The sequence below is a fragment of the Neorhizobium lilium genome, from assembly GCF_004053875.1.
Lineage (GTDB): Bacteria > Pseudomonadota > Alphaproteobacteria > Rhizobiales > Rhizobiaceae > Neorhizobium > Neorhizobium lilii.
This window is the reverse complement of record NZ_SBIP01000008.1, coordinates 31,557-48,030: the sequence shown is the minus strand read 5'-3', so window position 1 is coordinate 48,030 and position 16,474 is coordinate 31,557. Positions and strand designations below refer to the sequence as shown.

18 protein-coding genes are annotated in these 16,474 nt (G+C 61.5%); 4 read left to right on the top strand and 14 right to left on the bottom strand.

Features of this window, described 5'->3' with window-relative positions; all coding sequences use genetic code 11:
- Positions 1-19 precede the first annotated feature (19 nt).
- The 3 genes from EPK99_RS24740 to ftsE all read right to left on the bottom strand — a co-directional run bounded on the left by EPK99_RS24740 (position 20) and on the right by ftsE (position 2,538).
- Positions 20-757, bottom strand: a complete 738-nt coding sequence (locus EPK99_RS24740) for a YdcF family protein (RefSeq protein WP_128445766.1) — start codon at positions 755-757, stop codon at positions 20-22.
- A gap of 67 nt (positions 758-824) precedes the next feature.
- Positions 825-1,775 (bottom strand): cell division protein FtsX, encoded by a 951-nt coding sequence (locus tag EPK99_RS24735; protein ID WP_245582570.1) that lies wholly within the window; start codon positions 1,773-1,775, stop codon positions 825-827.
- A 103-nt stretch (positions 1,776-1,878) separates the two neighbouring features.
- The gene (ftsE, locus tag EPK99_RS24730; protein WP_164901889.1) at positions 1,879-2,538 is read right to left on the bottom strand and encodes a cell division ATP-binding protein FtsE; all 660 of its coding nucleotides are present in this window, start codon (positions 2,536-2,538) and stop codon (positions 1,879-1,881) included.
- A 207-nt stretch (positions 2,539-2,745) separates the two neighbouring features.
- On the opposite strand from ftsE, the gene EPK99_RS24725 reads away from it, so the two are divergent.
- The 3 genes from EPK99_RS24725 to EPK99_RS24715 all read left to right on the top strand — a co-directional run bounded on the left by EPK99_RS24725 (position 2,746) and on the right by EPK99_RS24715 (position 4,488).
- The gene (locus tag EPK99_RS24725; protein WP_128445764.1) at positions 2,746-3,405 is read left to right on the top strand and encodes a hypothetical protein; all 660 of its coding nucleotides are present in this window, start codon (positions 2,746-2,748) and stop codon (positions 3,403-3,405) included.
- A gap of 44 nt (positions 3,406-3,449) precedes the next feature.
- Positions 3,450-3,992, top strand: a complete 543-nt coding sequence (gene hpt, locus EPK99_RS24720) for a hypoxanthine phosphoribosyltransferase (protein WP_128445763.1) — start codon at positions 3,450-3,452, stop codon at positions 3,990-3,992.
- Between the two features lie 118 nt (positions 3,993-4,110).
- Entirely contained in the window at positions 4,111-4,488 is a 378-nt protein-coding gene (locus tag EPK99_RS24715; RefSeq protein WP_128445762.1) for a response regulator, read from the top strand.
- Between the two features lie 10 nt (positions 4,489-4,498).
- Here the strand turns inward: EPK99_RS24715 and EPK99_RS24710 are convergent, their stop codons facing one another.
- From EPK99_RS24710 to argH, 4 genes are all read right to left on the bottom strand, one after another.
- Entirely contained in the window at positions 4,499-7,183 is a 2,685-nt protein-coding gene (locus EPK99_RS24710) for a TIGR02302 family protein (RefSeq protein WP_128445761.1), read from the bottom strand.
- A gap of 134 nt (positions 7,184-7,317) precedes the next feature.
- Positions 7,318-8,586, bottom strand: coding sequence for a diaminopimelate decarboxylase (lysA, locus tag EPK99_RS24705; RefSeq protein WP_128445760.1), 1,269 nt, complete (start codon positions 8,584-8,586; stop codon positions 7,318-7,320).
- A 15-nt stretch (positions 8,587-8,601) separates the two neighbouring features.
- The gene (locus tag EPK99_RS24700; RefSeq protein ID WP_128445759.1) at positions 8,602-8,808 is read right to left on the bottom strand and encodes a hypothetical protein; all 207 of its coding nucleotides are present in this window, start codon (positions 8,806-8,808) and stop codon (positions 8,602-8,604) included.
- 85 nt (positions 8,809-8,893) lie between these two features.
- Positions 8,894-10,297: an argininosuccinate lyase gene (argH, locus tag EPK99_RS24695; protein ID WP_128445758.1), complete on the bottom strand. Its 1,404-nt coding sequence runs from the start codon at positions 10,295-10,297 to the stop codon at positions 8,894-8,896.
- A 24-nt stretch (positions 10,298-10,321) separates the two neighbouring features.
- Here argH and tlpA point away from each other — a divergent pair, with 24 nt between their 5' ends.
- A complete protein-coding gene (tlpA, locus tag EPK99_RS24690; RefSeq protein ID WP_128445757.1) occupies positions 10,322-10,990 on the top strand; it encodes a thiol:disulfide interchange protein TlpA in 669 nt (222 codons plus the stop codon).
- Between the two features lie 163 nt (positions 10,991-11,153).
- On the opposite strand, the gene EPK99_RS24685 is transcribed toward tlpA, so the two are convergent.
- From EPK99_RS24685 to EPK99_RS24655, 7 genes are all read right to left on the bottom strand, one after another.
- Positions 11,154-12,035: a 3-hydroxybutyryl-CoA dehydrogenase gene (locus tag EPK99_RS24685; RefSeq protein WP_128445756.1), complete on the bottom strand. Its 882-nt coding sequence runs from the start codon at positions 12,033-12,035 to the stop codon at positions 11,154-11,156.
- 141 nt (positions 12,036-12,176) lie between these two features.
- Positions 12,177-13,106 carry an electron transfer flavoprotein subunit alpha/FixB family protein gene (locus EPK99_RS24680; protein ID WP_128445755.1) on the bottom strand — a complete coding sequence of 310 codons (930 nt, stop codon included), beginning with the start codon at positions 13,104-13,106 and terminating at the stop codon, positions 12,177-12,179.
- A gap of 31 nt (positions 13,107-13,137) precedes the next feature.
- A complete protein-coding gene (locus EPK99_RS24675; RefSeq protein WP_128445754.1) occupies positions 13,138-13,884 on the bottom strand; it encodes an electron transfer flavoprotein subunit beta/FixA family protein in 747 nt (248 codons plus the stop codon).
- Between the two features lie 140 nt (positions 13,885-14,024).
- Positions 14,025-14,771, bottom strand: coding sequence for a rhomboid family intramembrane serine protease (locus tag EPK99_RS24670; protein WP_128445753.1), 747 nt, complete (start codon positions 14,769-14,771; stop codon positions 14,025-14,027).
- 27 nt (positions 14,772-14,798) lie between these two features.
- Complete coding sequence (locus EPK99_RS24665) at positions 14,799-15,371, bottom strand: cob(I)yrinic acid a,c-diamide adenosyltransferase (protein ID WP_128445752.1); 573 nt, start codon at positions 15,369-15,371, stop codon at positions 14,799-14,801.
- Between the two features lie 14 nt (positions 15,372-15,385).
- A complete protein-coding gene (locus tag EPK99_RS24660; RefSeq protein WP_128445751.1) occupies positions 15,386-15,589 on the bottom strand; it encodes a twin transmembrane helix small protein in 204 nt (67 codons plus the stop codon).
- A 16-nt stretch (positions 15,590-15,605) separates the two neighbouring features.
- Positions 15,606-16,439: an SDR family oxidoreductase gene (locus EPK99_RS24655; protein ID WP_128445750.1), complete on the bottom strand. Its 834-nt coding sequence runs from the start codon at positions 16,437-16,439 to the stop codon at positions 15,606-15,608.
- Between the last annotated feature and the right edge of the window lie 35 nt (positions 16,440-16,474).

Below are 16,474 nucleotides of genomic sequence, written 5' to 3'. Positions count from 1 at the left end.
TATTTAGCCGGGACGCACTCTAGCGCACCGGTGCCGGGGCGCCGGGCTTGAGCGCGTCCTCTTCAGTTCGCAGCCCGCTTCCCCGATCGACGCCGAACACGTCACGCAGTGTCGCCAGGACGACCTTTCCGTATTCGGACAGCATGGTGCGCAACGTGTCCGGTTCTGCGAACCAGGCGCGGCGGGTCAAGTCGGCGTTGATCACCGGGTAGGGAATGAACCGGGTGACCGGGTCGGCGCGTCGCAGCTCAAGCAGGCTGCGCGGCATGTGATAGTTGTTGGTGACGACGAGCACGGACCGATAGTTGTGGCTGTGGATCCAGCGGGCGATTTCGTTGGCATTGCCGATCGTGTCCAGCGCGTCATAGCCAATATCGACGCAGCAGGCGAAAAGATCCGACGAGGCCTGCGTGGCTTTGCGGATCTGGGTCGGTGTGGTCGAAGGATGGGCGCCGGAGATCAGAAGGCGTTGACCCGCCCCGTCGCGCAAAAGGCCGAGCGCCTGCTCGATGCGCAGATATCCGCCTGTCAGGACGACGATCGCATCCGCTTTCACGCCATCCGGGGCTTTCTGGGAGGTGACGGTATCGGCAAACCAGAGAAAGCCGCCAACGACGATCGCGGCCAGCAGGAAGGCGACGAGAAACAGCCGACGGGCAAGGCGCCGCGCCCTGCTCTTGCGCGAAAACCAGCCGCGTTGCACCTGCTTTGGCGCATGAGGCTCGGTGTTCTCCGGGTTGGTCTGGTCCACAGTCATGATTCGTCACTAACGATTACAGGCAGGCCGCGGCCTTCGAGCCGAATACCGGTGGCTGCCGACCCAGTTATCCGCCGGGCAGGCCATCCGAACGTGAGGGATCGGCCCTGATCAGGTCGATCTCATCGATTGTCCGCATCACCGTAAAGCGGGCGGTGAGCGTCGTCAGCAGGGCAATCACCAGCATGGTCGCGAAAATTCCGAGATAACCGGTCATGCCGATCGTAAACGATCCGAACAGTGCCGTCGCCTGATCACTTTCCGGTGTTGCCCGCGAATTCGATTGCCAGATGTTGGCCAGGGCGAACAGCGCTGCCGCAAGTGCTCCGCCGGCTGCCGAACCCTTGATGCTGATCATCAGGAAGTGTTTCTGAAATTCCTTTGCCACAAAGGCGCTTTCGGCGCCCACGAAATGCAGCACTTCCACGATGTGCCGGTTTCCGGACAGAGCGCCTCGGGTTGCAAAGATCACCGTCAGGATCATGGCTGTAAAAACCAGGACGAGGACGCCGGTGCCGATCAGCACGGTGGTTCTCGCCATCGAAACGAGCCGGTCCACCCAGGTCCGGTGATCGTCAAGAAAGGCCTGGGGCACTTCCGTCTTCAGAAGGTCGCGCATGGCTGCGAAGTCGGGTGGGTTCTGCTCATCGATGGTGATGATGACGAGGCGCGGAACCGGCAGGTCCGCCAAATTGAGGCCGGTGCCCAGCCACGGTTCCAGCAGTCGCGCCGTGGCACTGTCGTCCATGATGGTGCCGTCCTTCGTGCCGACGAAGGTGAACGCCACGTCACGCGCCCTCTTCAGGGCGGAGGCCATGTCCAGGCCGTCGTCCGGCTTGATTTGGATGGTGATCTCACGGGAGATCTGGCTCTGCCAACTGGACGCGGTGGCCCGCACCATGCTGACGGCCCCAAGGGTCAGACAGGCAAGGAAAGCCATGATGGCGATGACCACCATCAGCGCATTGCCCTGGATGTTGGAGGGTGGCAGGATGGGCGCCGTTGGGCGGACGCGCATTTCGGCACGGCGGGGGGATTGCCGCGATTCGGGTGCCGTCACCTTCGGCTGGCCGGGCGGGCGACCAGGCTTTTGCGATTTCGGGGTTTTGGCGCGGCTCATCTCATTCATAGATGTCGAGCCGCCCTTCGGTGAGGATCATTCGGCGGGCATCTACCTGATCCATCAGGGCCAGATCGTGGGTCGCGATGACCACGGCGGTGCCGAGACGGTTGAGCTCCAGGAAAAGATTGAGCAGCCGCTTGGCCATAGGCGGGTCCACGTTGCCGGTTGGCTCGTCCGCCAGCAGAATTTCGGGCCGGTCCATGAGGGCGCGGGCGATTGCCGCCCGCTGCTTCTCCCCGCCGGATAGAACCGGCGGCAGGACGTTGATCCGTTCGCCGAGACCAACCCATTTCAGCAGCTCGATGACGTCGTTGCGGTAGGAACTTTCGTCCTTGCCGCGGACACGCAAGGGGAGCGCGACGTTTTCGTAGGTCGTCAGATGATCGAGAAGCCGGAAGTCCTGGAAGACGATCCCGACCCGGCGCCGCAGCATGGGCAGCTCGGAACGCGGGATCTGCGAAAGATCGCGCCCGAACATGTTGATGATGCCGCGCGTGGGGAGGAGGGACAGGAAAAGCAGGCGCAGCAGCGTGGTCTTGCCGGCGCCGGATGGCCCTGTGAGGAACTGGAACGAGCGTTTCGGGATGTCAAACGTCATGTCCCGGAGAATCTCCGGGCCCATTCCATAACGCAGGCCGACATTTTCGAAGTGAATCAACGGAGGATCCAGTCCCTGGACATAGAGCAAAAACTCTCAGGTGCCTGCTATCTCTTAACGACAGGCGTAAACAAAAGGTAAATCGCCTGCGGAAGTGGGCCGTTTTCAGGCCGAATTTGCGAAGCATTAACCATTCCCCTTTACGACTGAGCGGGATTCGTTTCAATGCCTAGGTGCCTCGCGAGGGGTCATGGGCAAAGGGGGTCCATGAACACCTTCCGCCGCCAGCATGGCAAGACCATCATCCGCATGGATATACTGCCGCCTGAGCGCAAGGCGGGGAGTGTCTTTCGCGCGCCGCAGCGGCATGCCGAAGTCGTCGATGCGCAGTTCGAGCCCGTTCAGGAGCGCCGGGGCAGCACCCGGGCGCCACGCAGTCACAACGACAATCGCAAATCCCGCGCCGCGTCCGCCGGCATGGCCGCGCCTTGTCTCGCGCACGTCGAAGCCGTTCTGAAGCGGCTTCCGCCGGACGCCTTTTCCGCCCTGGTGGCTGCAGCTTTCGTCGCAGTCTTTGCCCTTGCCGGCGGCTTTTCCTTTCTGTTTCAGAACGCGGCAGCAGTCGAGGCTGCGCCGGCATTCGACATCACCCATGTCAGCATGGTCCCGCAGGACGCCGATGGAATGCGCGTGCTTCTGATCAACGGCATCGTGGAAAACCGCGGCAGCGACAAACGCGCCATGCCCTCCATTCGTGCGGACCTGATCTCGGGCGAGGTGGTTCTTGCCAGCACCATGATCAATCCTCCGCAAGGGGTGCTTGAAGGCCGCCAAAGTCGCGGGTTTACCGCGAAGGTGCCTCATCCGGGCGGAAAACTGCCGGACTTGAGGCTTTCGGTGGCGGGACGGGGTGTCTCCGGCTCCTGATTGTGCTATCGCGGCGGCTTGATCACGATCAGGAGTTTCCGCACATGCCCGTCGTCCGCGGCAAGCTCATCGAGCCGCTCTTCACCGCCGAACAGATTGCAGAGCGCAATCGGGCGATCGCTGCTCAGATCGCCACTCGGCCCGCCAAGGACCTGCTGGTCATCGCCATCCTGAAGGGCTCCTTCATCTTCGCAGCCGACCTTCTGCGCGCGTTGCACGATGTCGGTCTTGCGCCGGAAGTCGAGTTCATCACCCTGTCCAGTTATGGCACAGGTACTGTCTCGCAAGGTGTGCGGATCGTGAAGGATATCGACAGCGACGTGAAGGACCGCGACGTCCTGCTGATCGACGACATCCTGGAATCCGGCCGTACGCTGCTGTTTGCGAAGCAGATGCTCTACGAGCGCGGTGCAAACAGCGTGTCCATCGCGGTGCTGCTGGACAAGCGCGTCAAGCGCAAGGAGGACTTGGAGGCTGACTTCGTAGGCTTCGAATGCCCAGATTATTTCGTCGTCGGCTACGGCATGGACGCGGCCTATGCCTTCCGCGAGCTGCCCTTCGTCGGCGTCGTCACCGGCGACGCTTAGGAGAGGAATGGTGGCAAGTCGTTAACCATGGCTGCCATGCCTTGAGCGACGTTTACTCCTCGACAAGGAAACTCTGTTGATTTGCTCCCACATGAATAGGCAGGGAGCGATGATCGCTATGGCAAGAATCCTGATTACCGAAGACGAGGCCGCGTTGCGCATGTTCGTCGCACGAGCGCTCCGTCTCGATGGTCACGAGACTCATGAGGCCGGCGATGGGGCAGAGGGCCTCGAAAAGCTGGACGAGGGTGCTTTCGATCTGCTGCTTTCGGATATCCGCATGCCTGTGATGGACGGGATCGAACTTGTACACCAGGCAGCGGCCAAATTTCCCGACCTGAAGATCCTGCTGATGACCGGTTATGCCGAGCAGCGGGAACGTGCGGACGATCTTTCGGCCAAGATCATCGACGTCGTCCAGAAGCCTTTCGCGCTGCCCGAGATCCGCAAGGCGGTGGCCATGGCGCTGGCAACGCCGAGCTGTGAAGCGGCCTGATCTCCTCCTACTAGCGCATCTCCAGAAGACGCTCGAGATATTGCCGCTCGGCGTCGCCTGACAGGGTGTTGCCGAGCTTTTCGCGGATGGCGTCGAGAATTTCCCGAGCCCGCTGGACATCGATCTCGTCCGGCACTTTAACCTGGTCGCCAAAATCCGGCCCGGTCTGCGAGCGCGGGCGACCAAGCGGATCGCGCCCGTTCTGCCCGCCTTCGGAGGCCATGCTCTCGCCCTGACCTTCGCGTCCCTGTCCCGGCTGACCCTGGCCTTGGCCCTGCATGGCCTGCATCATCTGCTGCATCATGTTCTGGGCGCCTTGGCGCAAAGCATTCAAGGCCTTGCCCTGGCCATCGACCGCCTGCTCCCCTTGAGCGTCGCCGAGTGCCTTGCCGGCATTGCCCATTTCTCGCTGCGCCTGGCCGAAACCCTCGCTCGGCTGCATGCCGAGCCCTTTCAGGCCCTTCTGCAACTCGTCCAGCTTCTTGCCGAGACCTTCCTGCTGCGCCCGCAGGTTCTTTAGCGCTTCGCGTAGCTGCTCCTGGGTCATCTGGTCGGAATTCTGCTCGCCGCCCTGGGCCTGCTGCTCCTGCTGATCCGGTTTGCCTTGCTTCCCTTGCTGACTTTGAGGGTCCTGCTGCTGGCCCTCGTCGTCCATCTCCTGGTCGGGATCGCCGCGCTGCATGCGGTCGCGCAGGGCCTGGTCCAGCTTGAAGGTCTGGTCCATCAGCCGCTGCTGCTCCTGCATGATCTGACCGAGCTTGTCGATCTGCTGGCGCATCTGGCTGTTGTCCTGGCGGCCCTGCTGATTTCTCTGCGGTTTTCCCGCTTGCAAGTTGTTCATCATCCGCTGCATTTCGGACAGAAGCTGTTGAGCGGCATCCTTGTTGCCCGAGCGCGCCAGATTTTCGATCTGGTCCATCATGTTCTGCAGGTCGCGCTGGCGGATGACGTTCTGCGCCTGCATATTGTTCTGCGCCCGAGGCGCATTCTGCATGCGTTGCGCCAGTTCGTTCATATATTGCTGCATCGCCTCGCGTAGCTCCTTCATGAGCTTGGCGATTTCCTGGTCATTGGCGCCGTTCTTGAGCGCATCGGACAGATTGCTCTGCGCATCGCGCAGACGCTTTTCCGCCTGTGAAAGATCGCCGTCCTCGATGCCGAGGGCAATTTCCCACAGATAATCTGCCGTATCCTTCAGTTGCTCTTCGGTCTGGGCAAGCTCCATTCGTTGATGCGCAGAACGGATCAGCAGGAAATGGCCGAGGTTGGGAATGGTCTCGTCCGGACGCAGCGTCAGCGCCTCGTTCAGTGCGATGGCGCGGGGCATCTGGCGGGTATCGAGTGCGAATACCTGCCGTTCTTCGGCGACAGCCGCCGCTAGCGGCTCGGAGAAGCTGCGAGAAGGAAGCAGCATTTCGATCGTCGGGCTACGGCCGGTCTGGCCGGCACCGTCCTTGGCGACCAGGGTGATCTTGACGCGCTTGCCAGCCAGCGGATGCTCCGTGAGGTTACGGCTGGTCAACCCCTTGATCTCCTTGCCGTTCTGGCGTGGAAGGTCGAGCCGGTATTCAGGCAGAGGATAAAGCGGCGTCGCTCCCAGCTCCTGCGGTTCCGCAGGTTCGATGAGCGCCTGAGCGTCACGGATGCTGTAATCGTCCTTGCCCTTGAAGGCGATCTCCAGAGCGCCGTTTACCGCGCGTTTGGGTTGGCCGTCAAAAGCTATCTCAGGTGGTCGGTCGGGAATGATATTGAATGCCCAAGTCTGACCATTGGCGGTGAGGCTGCCGCTTTCCGTCACGTTCAGCGCGTAATTGCGCGGGACCGGCTGCGGCTTGCCCGCAACGGCTCTGGTTTCCGCTGGGGGCGTTTGCTGCGGCACCTCGGCTTTCTTCGCCTCCTCATTGGCGAGAGTGACCGGTTCTCCGCCATTGCTCGGGGTGAAGACTACTGCCTCTGCGCCCCCGCCACCTGTTACCCGGACAGCAAGGGCCGAGTTCTGAGGAACGGCAACGGTATCCAGCTTGGCGGCCTGGCCTCCGGTCAGAAAGATCGGCGCCTTGCCTGTATAGGACGGCGGCGTCAGCCAGGCGTCGATGCGCAGATCCGGATTGGTCTTCGGCGCCGGAGGTGCCGGGCGAAACGCATCGGTAACAGAGCCACCGCCGTTCGAGAAGGAATAGCCAAGCGCGACGGCAAAGAGCAGTGCCGGCACGGCGCGCAGGGCCATCCGGTCATGGCGGGCGATATCGGGGCGCGGCAGGCCGGCGTCCAGATCGGCAATCCGCCTCGCCATCCGCAGCTGGTGTTCTTTCCACAATGCGCGGGAGAGGGGGGTTTCGAAGGCCGGTGAATCTTCCTGCACGGCGACGGGCTGGTGCTGCAGGTTGTTACGGGCTTCGAGATGGCGGTCCGCCTCCGCCGCTGTCGGCCAGCGTAGCCGGGAGAAGGGAAGGAGCGACCAGCAAAGCGCGAGAGCAAAACCGGCGAGTGCAAGCCAGCGCGCCGTCTCGGGGACAATCCGGAACAGGCCGAACCAGCCTGCGGACATGAAGACGGCAATAACCGCCACCGGTAACAGCGCCAAAGGCAGCACGTATTCGGCAAACAGGACCGCGCGTGCCAAGGACCGCTTCAAGGCAACCTTGCGGGCAAGCAGAGGATGGGCGTCGAAAGCACCTTTGCGGGGAAGGTTCATACGGTCCGTCTCCAATCGTGGCGGCCCAGGATTCAACCTTGAAGATAACAGTCTTTGTGGCGAAGGCGAGGGCACCGGGCAAGAGAGGGGGCTATTTTCCCCGCCACTCCGTCAAAAGTGAATGGTGAGACCCTTCAAGCGAGCCAGGACGGCAGGGAATCAAGTCCGATCAGCTCGTCATAGGTCCCGCGTGGCCGGATGACGTGGAATTCGCTGCCTCGCACCAGCACTTCCGGAATCAGAAGGCGCGAATTGTAGGTGCCGGCCTGAACCGCACCATAGGCGCCGGCCGATCCGATAGCGATGAGGTCGCCCGGCTTGGGTTCCGCCATTTCCCGGTCGAGCGCCAGGTAGTCGCCCGTCTCGCAGACGGGGCCGACCACATCTCCCTTGATACGTGGCGCCTCGGAAGGCGGTACGACCACCGGACGGATGGAATGGTAGGCATCGTAGAGCGTCGGGCGGATGAGATCGTTCATTGCGCCATCGACGATGACGAAGGTCTTCTCGCCGCCGTCCTTCACGTAGATGACCTCCGTCACCAGGATACCGGCATTGCCGACAATAAGCCGGCCGGGTTCGGTGACGATCTTGCAATTCAGCGAGCGCAGCTGGCGCTTGACGGTCTCTGCATAGGCGTCCGGCTGGGGTGGCGGGTTGTTGTCGTCCTTGTAGGGAATGCCAAGCCCGCCGCCGACATCGACGTGATGGATGTGGTGACCATCCGTTCGCAGCGTTTCCACGAGTTCCCGCAACAGGCGGAAAGCTTCCTCGAACGGTTGCAGTTCCGTGATCTGACTGCCGATGTGCATGTCTATGCCGGTGATTTCGATCCCCGGCAACGTGGCGGCATGCGCATAGATGTCGCGCGCGCTCTGGTAGGAGATTCCGAACTTGTTCTCCTTCTTGCCGGTCGAGATCTTCGCGTGAGTGCCCGCATCGACATCCGGATTGATGCGGAAGGAGACGTGGGCTTTCTTGCCAGCCTTCTGCGCGCGAAGATTGAGGACTTCCAGTTCCGGTTCGGACTCCACGTTGAAGCAGTAGATGCCCGCTTCCAGTGCAAGATCCAGTTCTGGCACCGTCTTGCCGACGCCCGAGAACATGATGCGGTTGGCGGGAATGCCGGCAGCCATGGCCCGGCGAAGCTCGCCGCCCGAGACGACGTCCACACCGGCCCCGAGACGTCCCAGCGTCTTCAGCACCGCCTGGTTGGAGTTTGCCTTCATGGCGTAACAGACTATGGCATCCACGTCGGCAAAGGCCTTAGCAAACACCTTGTAGTGCCGCTCCAGGGTGGCCGTCGAATACACATAGAAAGGGGTGCCGACGGCTTTGGCGATTTCGGGAACGGGCACGTTCTCGGCATGCAGCACGCCGTCGATATACTGGAAATGGTTCACGTCAGAGACCGGATGTCAGAGCAGCGGATCGAGAAGGAATTTCCGGTCGGGAGCCGGAGCGGGGTGTTTCTCGCTTTCCTTGATGTTCTTGCGGATATTCTGCTGCTCGACCGGCGTGCTCGGGCGGTCGAGGTCGCCCTTGCGGCCGCAGCCAACGGCAGCGATGCCGATCACGCCCAAAACAAGGGTGAGGCGGGCGGTGGTTAGCAGGGAATTGGCCATTCTGTCTCTGTCTCCGGCAGCTGCGGAAATGTGTCTCAAGGAAGCTGTGCCCACTTGTGCAGACTTATCCTCATGAGTTCAAGTCTCAGTTTCTGGCGCGCCACCAGGCGATCTGCTTCTTCACCTCGGCCGGTGCGGTGCCGCCGAAGCTCTGGCGGCTGGCGACAGACGCGTCTACCGAAAGGACGTCGAACACTTTGTCGGTGATGTTCGGATCGATGGCCTGCAACTCTTCCAGCGACAGATCCGCAAGGCCGCAGCTCTTGCTTTCGGCGAGTGCCACGACCCTGCCGGTCACGTGATGGGCTTCGCGGAAGGGAAGACCCACTTCTCGCACCAGCCAATCGGCCAGATCTGTCGCGGTCGAGAAGCCGGCGCCGGCTGCCGCGCGCATGCGGTCCACGCGGATCTCCATGTCCCGGATCATGCCGGTCATGGCAGCAATGGCCAGTTCCAGGTTTTCCGCGGCGTCGAAGACCTGTTCCTTGTCTTCCTGCATGTCCTTGGAATAGGCGAGCGGCAGGCCCTTCATGATGGTGAGGAGTGCCACCAACGAGCCGTTGATGCGGCCGGTCTTGGCGCGCACCAGTTCGGCGGCATCCGGGTTCTTCTTCTGCGGCATGATGGAGGAGCCGGTGGAAAAGGCGTCCGAGAGCCGCACGAAGCCGAATTGCGGGGTCGACCAGATGACGATCTCTTCGGCAAGGCGAGAAAGGTGGACGGCGCAGATGGCGGCCACCGACAGGAATTCCAGAGCGAAGTCGCGATCGGAAACGGTGTCGATCGAATTGCGCGTCGGCTCGCGGAAGCCAAGCGCCTTTGCCGTCATGTGGCGGTCGATCGGATAGGGCGTGCCGGCAAGGGCTGCGGCCCCGATCGGGCTTTCGTCCAGGTGGTCGATAGCGTGGCGGACACGGGCACGGTCACGGCCGAACATTTCCACATAGGCCATGCAATGGTGACCGAAGGTGACGGGCTGGGCTGCCTGCAGGTGCGTGAAGCCGGGCATCACGGTTTCGGCATGTTCTTCGGCCCGATCGAGAAAGGCGCCGACCAGGTCGGTCAGCATCTTTTCGCACTTGACGAGCTCTTCCTTGACCCAGAGGCGGAAATCGAGTGCCACCTGGTCGTTACGTGAGCGGGCCGTGTGCAGCCGGCCGGCTGCGGGACCGATGAGCGTCGCCAGCCGCGCCTCGATATTCATGTGGATGTCTTCGAGCTTACGGGAGAATTCGAACTCGCCGCTTTTGATCTCTGACAGGATCGTGTTCAGACCCGCGACGATCTTGTCTTTATCTTCGTGGGAAATAATGCCCTTCTCCGCCAGCATGGTCGCATGCGCTATAGAGCCGCGGATATCCTGGGCATAGAGCTTCTTGTCGAAACCGATCGAGGCATTTATCTCCTCCATGATCGCGTCCGGCCCTGAGGCGAAGCGGCCACCCCACATCTGGTTGGATGATGTCGCGTCCTTGATGCCATCGGCCATGTGTGACAAGTCCTGGAGTGTTACATGACGTCGAAAAGACCCTTAGGCCTTCCGTTCGTCCGGTTGATCCTGATCGCCGGCATTGCGGGAATTCTCGCCGGTGCCGTGGCGGTATACGTGACGAATACGGGGTCTGGCAATGCTGCCGGAGCCCTGTTCGAAGCCTCGTCCGGCACTTGCGAAGGATCGGTGGAGACGGTGAAGGCGGTCTCCCGTTTCGCCAAGGGGGAAGTGGCGGCCATGGTGCCCGCGCAACCGCCGCGCCCGCTCGAGCTTAACTTCAAAGGACCGGCCGGACAGAATATGACGACTGCTGATTTGTCCGGCAAGACGGTGCTGCTTAATCTCTGGGCGACCTGGTGCGGTCCCTGCCGCCAGGAAATGCCCGCCCTCAATGCGCTGCAGAAGGAGATGGGCGGACCGGGCTTCGAAGTTGTCGCCGTCAACATCGATACGGGCGGCGATGAGAAGCCGAAGGCCTTCATGGCGGAATATGGCATCGACGGGCTGGGCTATTACCGCGACAGTTCCATGGGCGTGTTCAACAAGCTGAAGAAGGAAGGACTTGCCTTCGGGCTGCCCGTCACGCTGGTGATCGACGGCAAGGGCTGCCTGATCTCCGCCATGAACGGCCCGGCCGCCTGGGACAGCGCCGACGGCAAGGCGTTGATCATGGCGGCGAAGGGGTCGTAGGAACCATTTAGCATCACGTTTACCATACGGAAAACCCGCACGAACTGGCAGGCAAGCGTGCGGGTTCTAATCCGAAGGTGATCTACAGGAGGCGGGCGAAAAGCTCGCCTCCCACTCCGTCAATAGAATTCCTGTAGACCTGATTGACAAGACAAAGCGACTGCTACCGCGTCGGGACCGGTGTCTCGCCGCGGTAGTCGTAGAAGCCGCGGCCGGACTTGCGGCCGAGCCAGCCGGCCTCGACATATTTTACGAGAAGCGGGCAGGGACGGTATTTGGAGTCCGCCAGTCCGTCATAGAGCACCTGCATGATCGACAGACAGGTGTCCAGCCCGATGAAATCCGCCAGTTGTAACGGTCCCATGGGATGATTTGCGCCAAGCTTCATGGCCGTGTCGATCGCCTCGACGGAGCCGACGCCCTCGTAGAGGGTGTAGATCGCTTCGTTGATCATCGGCAGCAGGATGCGGTTGACGATGAAGGCAGGGAAATCCTCGGCAACCGTTGCCGTCTTGTCCAGCTTGGCGACATATTGCTTGGCAGCGCTGAAGGTCGGTTCGCCGGTTGCGATACCACGTACGAGCTCGACGAGCTTCATGACGGGTACAGGATTCATGAAGTGGATGCCCATGAAGCGCTCCGGCCGGTCGGTCGCCGAGGCAAGACGGGTAATGGAGAGCGACGAAGTATTGGTGGCGAGCATGGCGTCCGGCTTCAAGACCGGGCAGACCTGGGCATAGATCCTGCGCTTCACGCTTTCGTCTTCGGTTGCAGCCTCGATGACTAAGTCCATCGGCGCCAGGTCGTTGACGTCTGCCGATCCCGAAATGAGTGAGAGGGCCGCCGTTCGGCTCTCGTCGGTCAGCTTTCCGCCGCTTACCTGTCGGGCTAGGTTGCCGTTGATCGTGGCAAGCGCCGTTTCGATCCGATCCTGCGAGACATCGTAGATCTGGACCTTGTAGCCGGCAAGAGCGGAGACATGCGCAATGCCGCAGCCCATCTGACCGGCTCCGACGATCCCAATACTCTCGATGACCGGTATCATTTACTCGCTCCCTTAGCAGCCTTGCGCCCTCTGCCGAGCGTCTGTTCATGAAAATGCCGAGCTGCATGCATACAGCCCGGCAATTTTTATTCTGCTAACGCGTATTTTGCCAATCTTTTTCGCAACTGCGGCGGCAAGTGCTCAAAGAGCCTTCTCAAGCTGAGGCAGAAGTTCGAAGAGATCACCGACCAGGCCATAGTCGGCAACCTGGAAGATGGGCGCTTCCTCGTCCTTGTTGATGGCGACGATCACCTTTGAGTCCTTCATGCCGGCCAGATGCTGAATGGCGCCGGAAATGCCAACCGCGATGTAGAGTGCAGGTGCTACGACCTTGCCGGTCTGGCCCACCTGCCAGTCGTTCGGAGCGTAGCCGGCATCGACGGCGGCGCGGGACGCACCCACTGCAGCACCCAGCTTGTCGGCCACGGGCAGGATGACTTCCTTGAATTTTTCTGAGGAACCAAGCGCGCGGCCGCCGGAGATGATGATCTTGGCCGAGGTCAGTTCCGGGCGTTCGGACGAAGAGAGCGCGTCGGTCACAAAGGTGGAAACCCCAGGATTTGCAGCGGCTGCAATCGTTTCCACCGTTGCAGAACCGCCTTCGCCCGTGGCGGTGAAGGATGCCGTGCGCACGGTGATCACCTTCGTCGCGTCGGTTGCCTGTACCGTCTGGATCGCGTTGCCGGCATAGATCGGCCGCTTGAACGTGTCGGACGACACGACATCGGTGATTTCCGAGACCTGCATAACGTCGAGAAGCGCTGCCACCCGCGGCATGACGTTCTTGGCGGAAGCGGTTGCGGCCGCGATAATGGTATCATAACCGCCGGCGAGCGAGACGATCAGGGCTGCGAGCGGTTCTGCCAGGTTGTTGGCAAGGCTGGGGTCGTCGGCCAGCAGGACCTTGTTGACGCCCGTGAGCTTGGCAGCTGCATCGGCTGCACCTTGCGCACCGGCACCGGCAACGAGGATGTGAACGTCAGCGCCGATCTGCGTTGCCGCCGTCAGCGCCTTGGCGGTCTGATCGGAAATGGTGTTGCTGTCGTGTTCAGCCAGAAGAAGAATGGCCATGATATATGTCTCCTAGTTCTTCCGGTGGCGCTTAGAGAATGCCGGCGGTTTTCAGGTTAGCGACGAGTTCTTCTACCGTCTTGACCTTTATGCCAGCCTTGCGGCCGCCCGGCTCTTCCGTCTTCAGAACCTTCAATCGGGGTGCCGTATCCACACCGAAGTCTGCCGGCGTCTTCTTGTCGAGCGGCTTCTTCTTGGCCTTCATGATGTTCGGCAGAGATGCGTAGCGGGGCTCGTTCAGCCGAAGATCCGTCGTGACGACGGCGGGCAGCTTGACCTCGATCGTCTGGAGGCCGCCATCGACTTCGCGGGTCACTTTCGCGGAACCCTCGCCGAGCTCGATCTTCGAGGCGAAGGTTGCTTGGGCGGTGCCCAGAAGCGCCGCCAGCATCTGGCCGGTCTGGTTGCTGTCGTCGTCAATCGCCTGTTTGCCGACGATGATCAGTCCCGGCTGTTCGGCATCTATTATGCCTTTAAGGATCTTGGCGACGGCGAGCGGCTCTACGGCATCCTCGGTCTCGACAAGAATAGCACGGTCGGCGCCCATGGCGAGCGCGGTGCGCAATGTTTCCTCGGCCTTGGCCGGTCCGATGGAAACGACGACAACTTCCTCTGCCTTGCCGGCTTCCTTGATGCGCAGGGCCTCTTCGACGGAGATTTCATCGAACGGGTTCATCGACATCTTGACGTTGGCAAGTTCTACGCCCGAGCCATCCGGCTTGACACGGATCTTGACGTTGTAATCGACCACTCGCTTCACAGGCACCAGGATCTTCATGGGGTCCTTCCTTGACTATTTCCCGCCGCAGACTGCGCCATCAGCGGCCCATCCATTTGTCAGTGGGCGACATGGATACGCATTTTTTGCCCGATTACAACGTGGATCTGCGGCCGCGGGCTTACCGATTTCTCATAACTCTATTCTCTCGCGGCTGCGATCCGGGGCACGCTCGGCTGGTGCCTGACCGCCTTCGGCGTCACGATGGTACGGTCGAACAGCGGCACGCCTTTGCGGCGCATGAAGAGCACGAGGATGGCGCCGCAGACGATGCCCCCGACATGGGCACCCCAGGAAACCATGCCATCGAGATCGAGCGCCAGCATTACGAACTGCTGGACGATCCAGAGCGCGAGCGGAATGAAAGCCGGGAGCGGCAGCGGGATGCGGAAAAGAACCAGAACCCAAACCCTGACACGCGGGTGCAGCAGAAAATAAGCGGCGACTACGCCGGAAATGGCGCCTGAAGCGCCGATCAACGGGCCTTCCGCGGCTGGCCCTACGAGTCCGTGCAGCAGGGCGCCGCCTGCCGCGCAGAGCAGATAGAAGACCGCATACTTCACATGGCCGAGGGCGTCTTCGACATTGTCTCCAAACACCCAGAGGAACAGCATGTTCGAAGCCAGATGCCAGAAATCGAGATGCAGGAAGGCATAGGTCAGGAAGGTGGCGTCTGCCGGCACCAGGACGACTGAAGGATCGAGAACCGCATAATGGAATATGACCGCCGGAATGAACCCAAGGCCAAGCGAGGCCCGTTCCGCGGTTTCGGGATTGGCCAGAGAGGTGAAAGCCCAGCTCAGCACGTTGATCGCGATGATGCCGATCGTTACCCACTGCACGCGGATGTATTTCAGCTCGACGGCATCGTGCAGAGGGATGAACATGCCTTGCTTCTCCTCCCGCCGGGGGCTTTAGCGGTTCTTGCCGGGCACCCAAAGAATATCGGCCTCGCCCCGATCATTCGCATAACGCGCCGCGACGAAAAGGAAGTCCGAGAGGCGATTGATGTATTTGAGAGCCGCTTCACCGACCGGCTCCTCCCGCGACAGCTCCACCATGACCCGTTCAGCCCTTCGCGCAACCGTTCGCGCCAAGTGAAGATAGGCCGCTGCCGGCGAACCACCCGGAAGCACGAAGGACCGCAGCGGCTGCAGTTCCGAGTTCAGAAAGTCGATCTCGCCTTCCAACCGCGTCGCCTGCGCTTCGAGCACCCTTAGCGGCTCGTAGTCCGGCTTCTGCCCGGTCTCCGGCGTGGCAAGGTCTGCGCCGAGGTCGAAAAGATCGTTCTGGATGCGCAACAGCATCCCATCCAGCTGCGGCATGTCGCGGGTATGGAGGCGGGCGATGCCGATGGCCGAATTGGTCTCGTCGATCTCGCCGTAAGAATCGACGCGCAGATCGTGCTTGTCGCGCCGTGGTCCCGCAACGAGCGCCGTGGTGCCGTCATCGCCGGTGCGCGTATAGATCTTGTTGAGCTTTACCATATCCTGTCCCGCCGTCAGCTCGGCCGTCCGCCGCCGGTCAGCCAGAGCGTCAGCATGATGAGTGCGATGGCGATCGCCTGCAAGAGCAGGCGCAGTTGCATCAACTTGTTCGACCGGTTGGCATCGGTGCCTTTCAGCATGTTGAACAGACCGCGGATCAGCACAAGAACGACAAGCCCCATGACGATCAGGGCCAGAATGGTGGTGAAACTCGACATCGCGGATATTCGCCTTTCAGTCCAGCCGGCGCATAAGCTTGTAGAACAGCGCGGCCGGAAGCAGTCTCTTCAGGAAAGCGCCCTGTTTGGCGGGCGTCGTGACCAGATAATGGGGCTTGGGGCGAGGCGAGGTCAAGGCGTGCTGCAACACGCTGTAGACTGCCTCGGGCCCGAGCTTGTGCCGGTTGACCGGTCCGCTGCCGTCAAGCCGCCGGAGTTGGCGTTTGTATTCTGCCGCATGGGCAGAGCCTTCGAGATCGACATGCTCGTTGATCTTGGCCAAAGCATTGGCGGTGAAGCGGGAGGCGATCGGGCCGGGCTCGATCAGGCTCACTCCGATACCGCTCCCCTCAAGTTCCATGCGCAGCGTGATCGTCAGGCCCTCCAACGCGTATTTTGAGGCTGTGTAGGCGCCCCGGTAACGATAGGGCAGGAGGCCGAGGATGGACGAGCAGTTGACGATGCGGCCATGTCCTCGAGCGCGCATGAGCGGGATAACCTGCCGGGTCAACTCGTGCCAACCGAAGAAGTTGGTTTCGAATTGCTGGCGCAGGACGTCCGTCGAGAGGTCCTCCACCGCACCCGGCTGGCCATAGGCGCCGTTGTTGAAAAGCGCATCGATCCGCCCGCCGGTGCGGCTCTTTACCGCATCCACCAGAGCCGTGATGGTTTCGGCTCGGGCGTAGTCCATCAGCAGCGCTTCCAGCCCGTTCGCCTCCAGGGCAGCAAGATCCTCCTGCTTGCGCACGGTTGCAAAGACCCGCCAGCCGTCACGCTTCAGGGCCCGGGCGCAATGGGCGCCGATGCCGGAGGAACAGCCGGTGACGATGATCGTTCTTTCTTCGGCCATTCGAGGAGCCTCTCTGTACAAGTGTAGGGGTTCCT

Coding starts and splice junctions, on each gene's coding strand:
- EPK99_RS24740 (WP_128445766.1), bottom strand. CDS start 757: ATGACTGTGGACCAGACCAACCCGGAGAACACCGAGCCTCATGCGCCA.
- EPK99_RS24735 (WP_245582570.1), bottom strand. CDS start 1,775: ATGCGCGTCCGCCCAACGGCGCCCATCCTGCCACCCTCCAACATCCAG.
- EPK99_RS24725 (WP_128445764.1), top strand. CDS start 2,746: ATGAACACCTTCCGCCGCCAGCATGGCAAGACCATCATCCGCATGGAT.
- hpt (WP_128445763.1), top strand. CDS start 3,450: ATGCCCGTCGTCCGCGGCAAGCTCATCGAGCCGCTCTTCACCGCCGAA.
- EPK99_RS24715 (WP_128445762.1), top strand. CDS start 4,111: ATGGCAAGAATCCTGATTACCGAAGACGAGGCCGCGTTGCGCATGTTC.
- EPK99_RS24710 (WP_128445761.1), bottom strand. CDS start 7,183: ATGAACCTTCCCCGCAAAGGTGCTTTCGACGCCCATCCTCTGCTTGCC.
- EPK99_RS24700 (WP_128445759.1), bottom strand. CDS start 8,808: ATGGCCAATTCCCTGCTAACCACCGCCCGCCTCACCCTTGTTTTGGGC.
- argH (WP_128445758.1), bottom strand. CDS start 10,297: ATGGCCGATGGCATCAAGGACGCGACATCATCCAACCAGATGTGGGGT.
- tlpA (WP_128445757.1), top strand. CDS start 10,322: ATGACGTCGAAAAGACCCTTAGGCCTTCCGTTCGTCCGGTTGATCCTG.
- EPK99_RS24685 (WP_128445756.1), bottom strand. CDS start 12,035: ATGATACCGGTCATCGAGAGTATTGGGATCGTCGGAGCCGGTCAGATG.
- EPK99_RS24680 (WP_128445755.1), bottom strand. CDS start 13,106: ATGGCCATTCTTCTTCTGGCTGAACACGACAGCAACACCATTTCCGAT.
- EPK99_RS24675 (WP_128445754.1), bottom strand. CDS start 13,884: ATGAAGATCCTGGTGCCTGTGAAGCGAGTGGTCGATTACAACGTCAAG.
- EPK99_RS24670 (WP_128445753.1), bottom strand. CDS start 14,771: ATGTTCATCCCTCTGCACGATGCCGTCGAGCTGAAATACATCCGCGTG.
- EPK99_RS24665 (WP_128445752.1), bottom strand. CDS start 15,371: ATGGTAAAGCTCAACAAGATCTATACGCGCACCGGCGATGACGGCACC.
- EPK99_RS24660 (WP_128445751.1), bottom strand. CDS start 15,589: ATGTCGAGTTTCACCACCATTCTGGCCCTGATCGTCATGGGGCTTGTC.
- EPK99_RS24655 (WP_128445750.1), bottom strand. CDS start 16,439: ATGGCCGAAGAAAGAACGATCATCGTCACCGGCTGTTCCTCCGGCATC.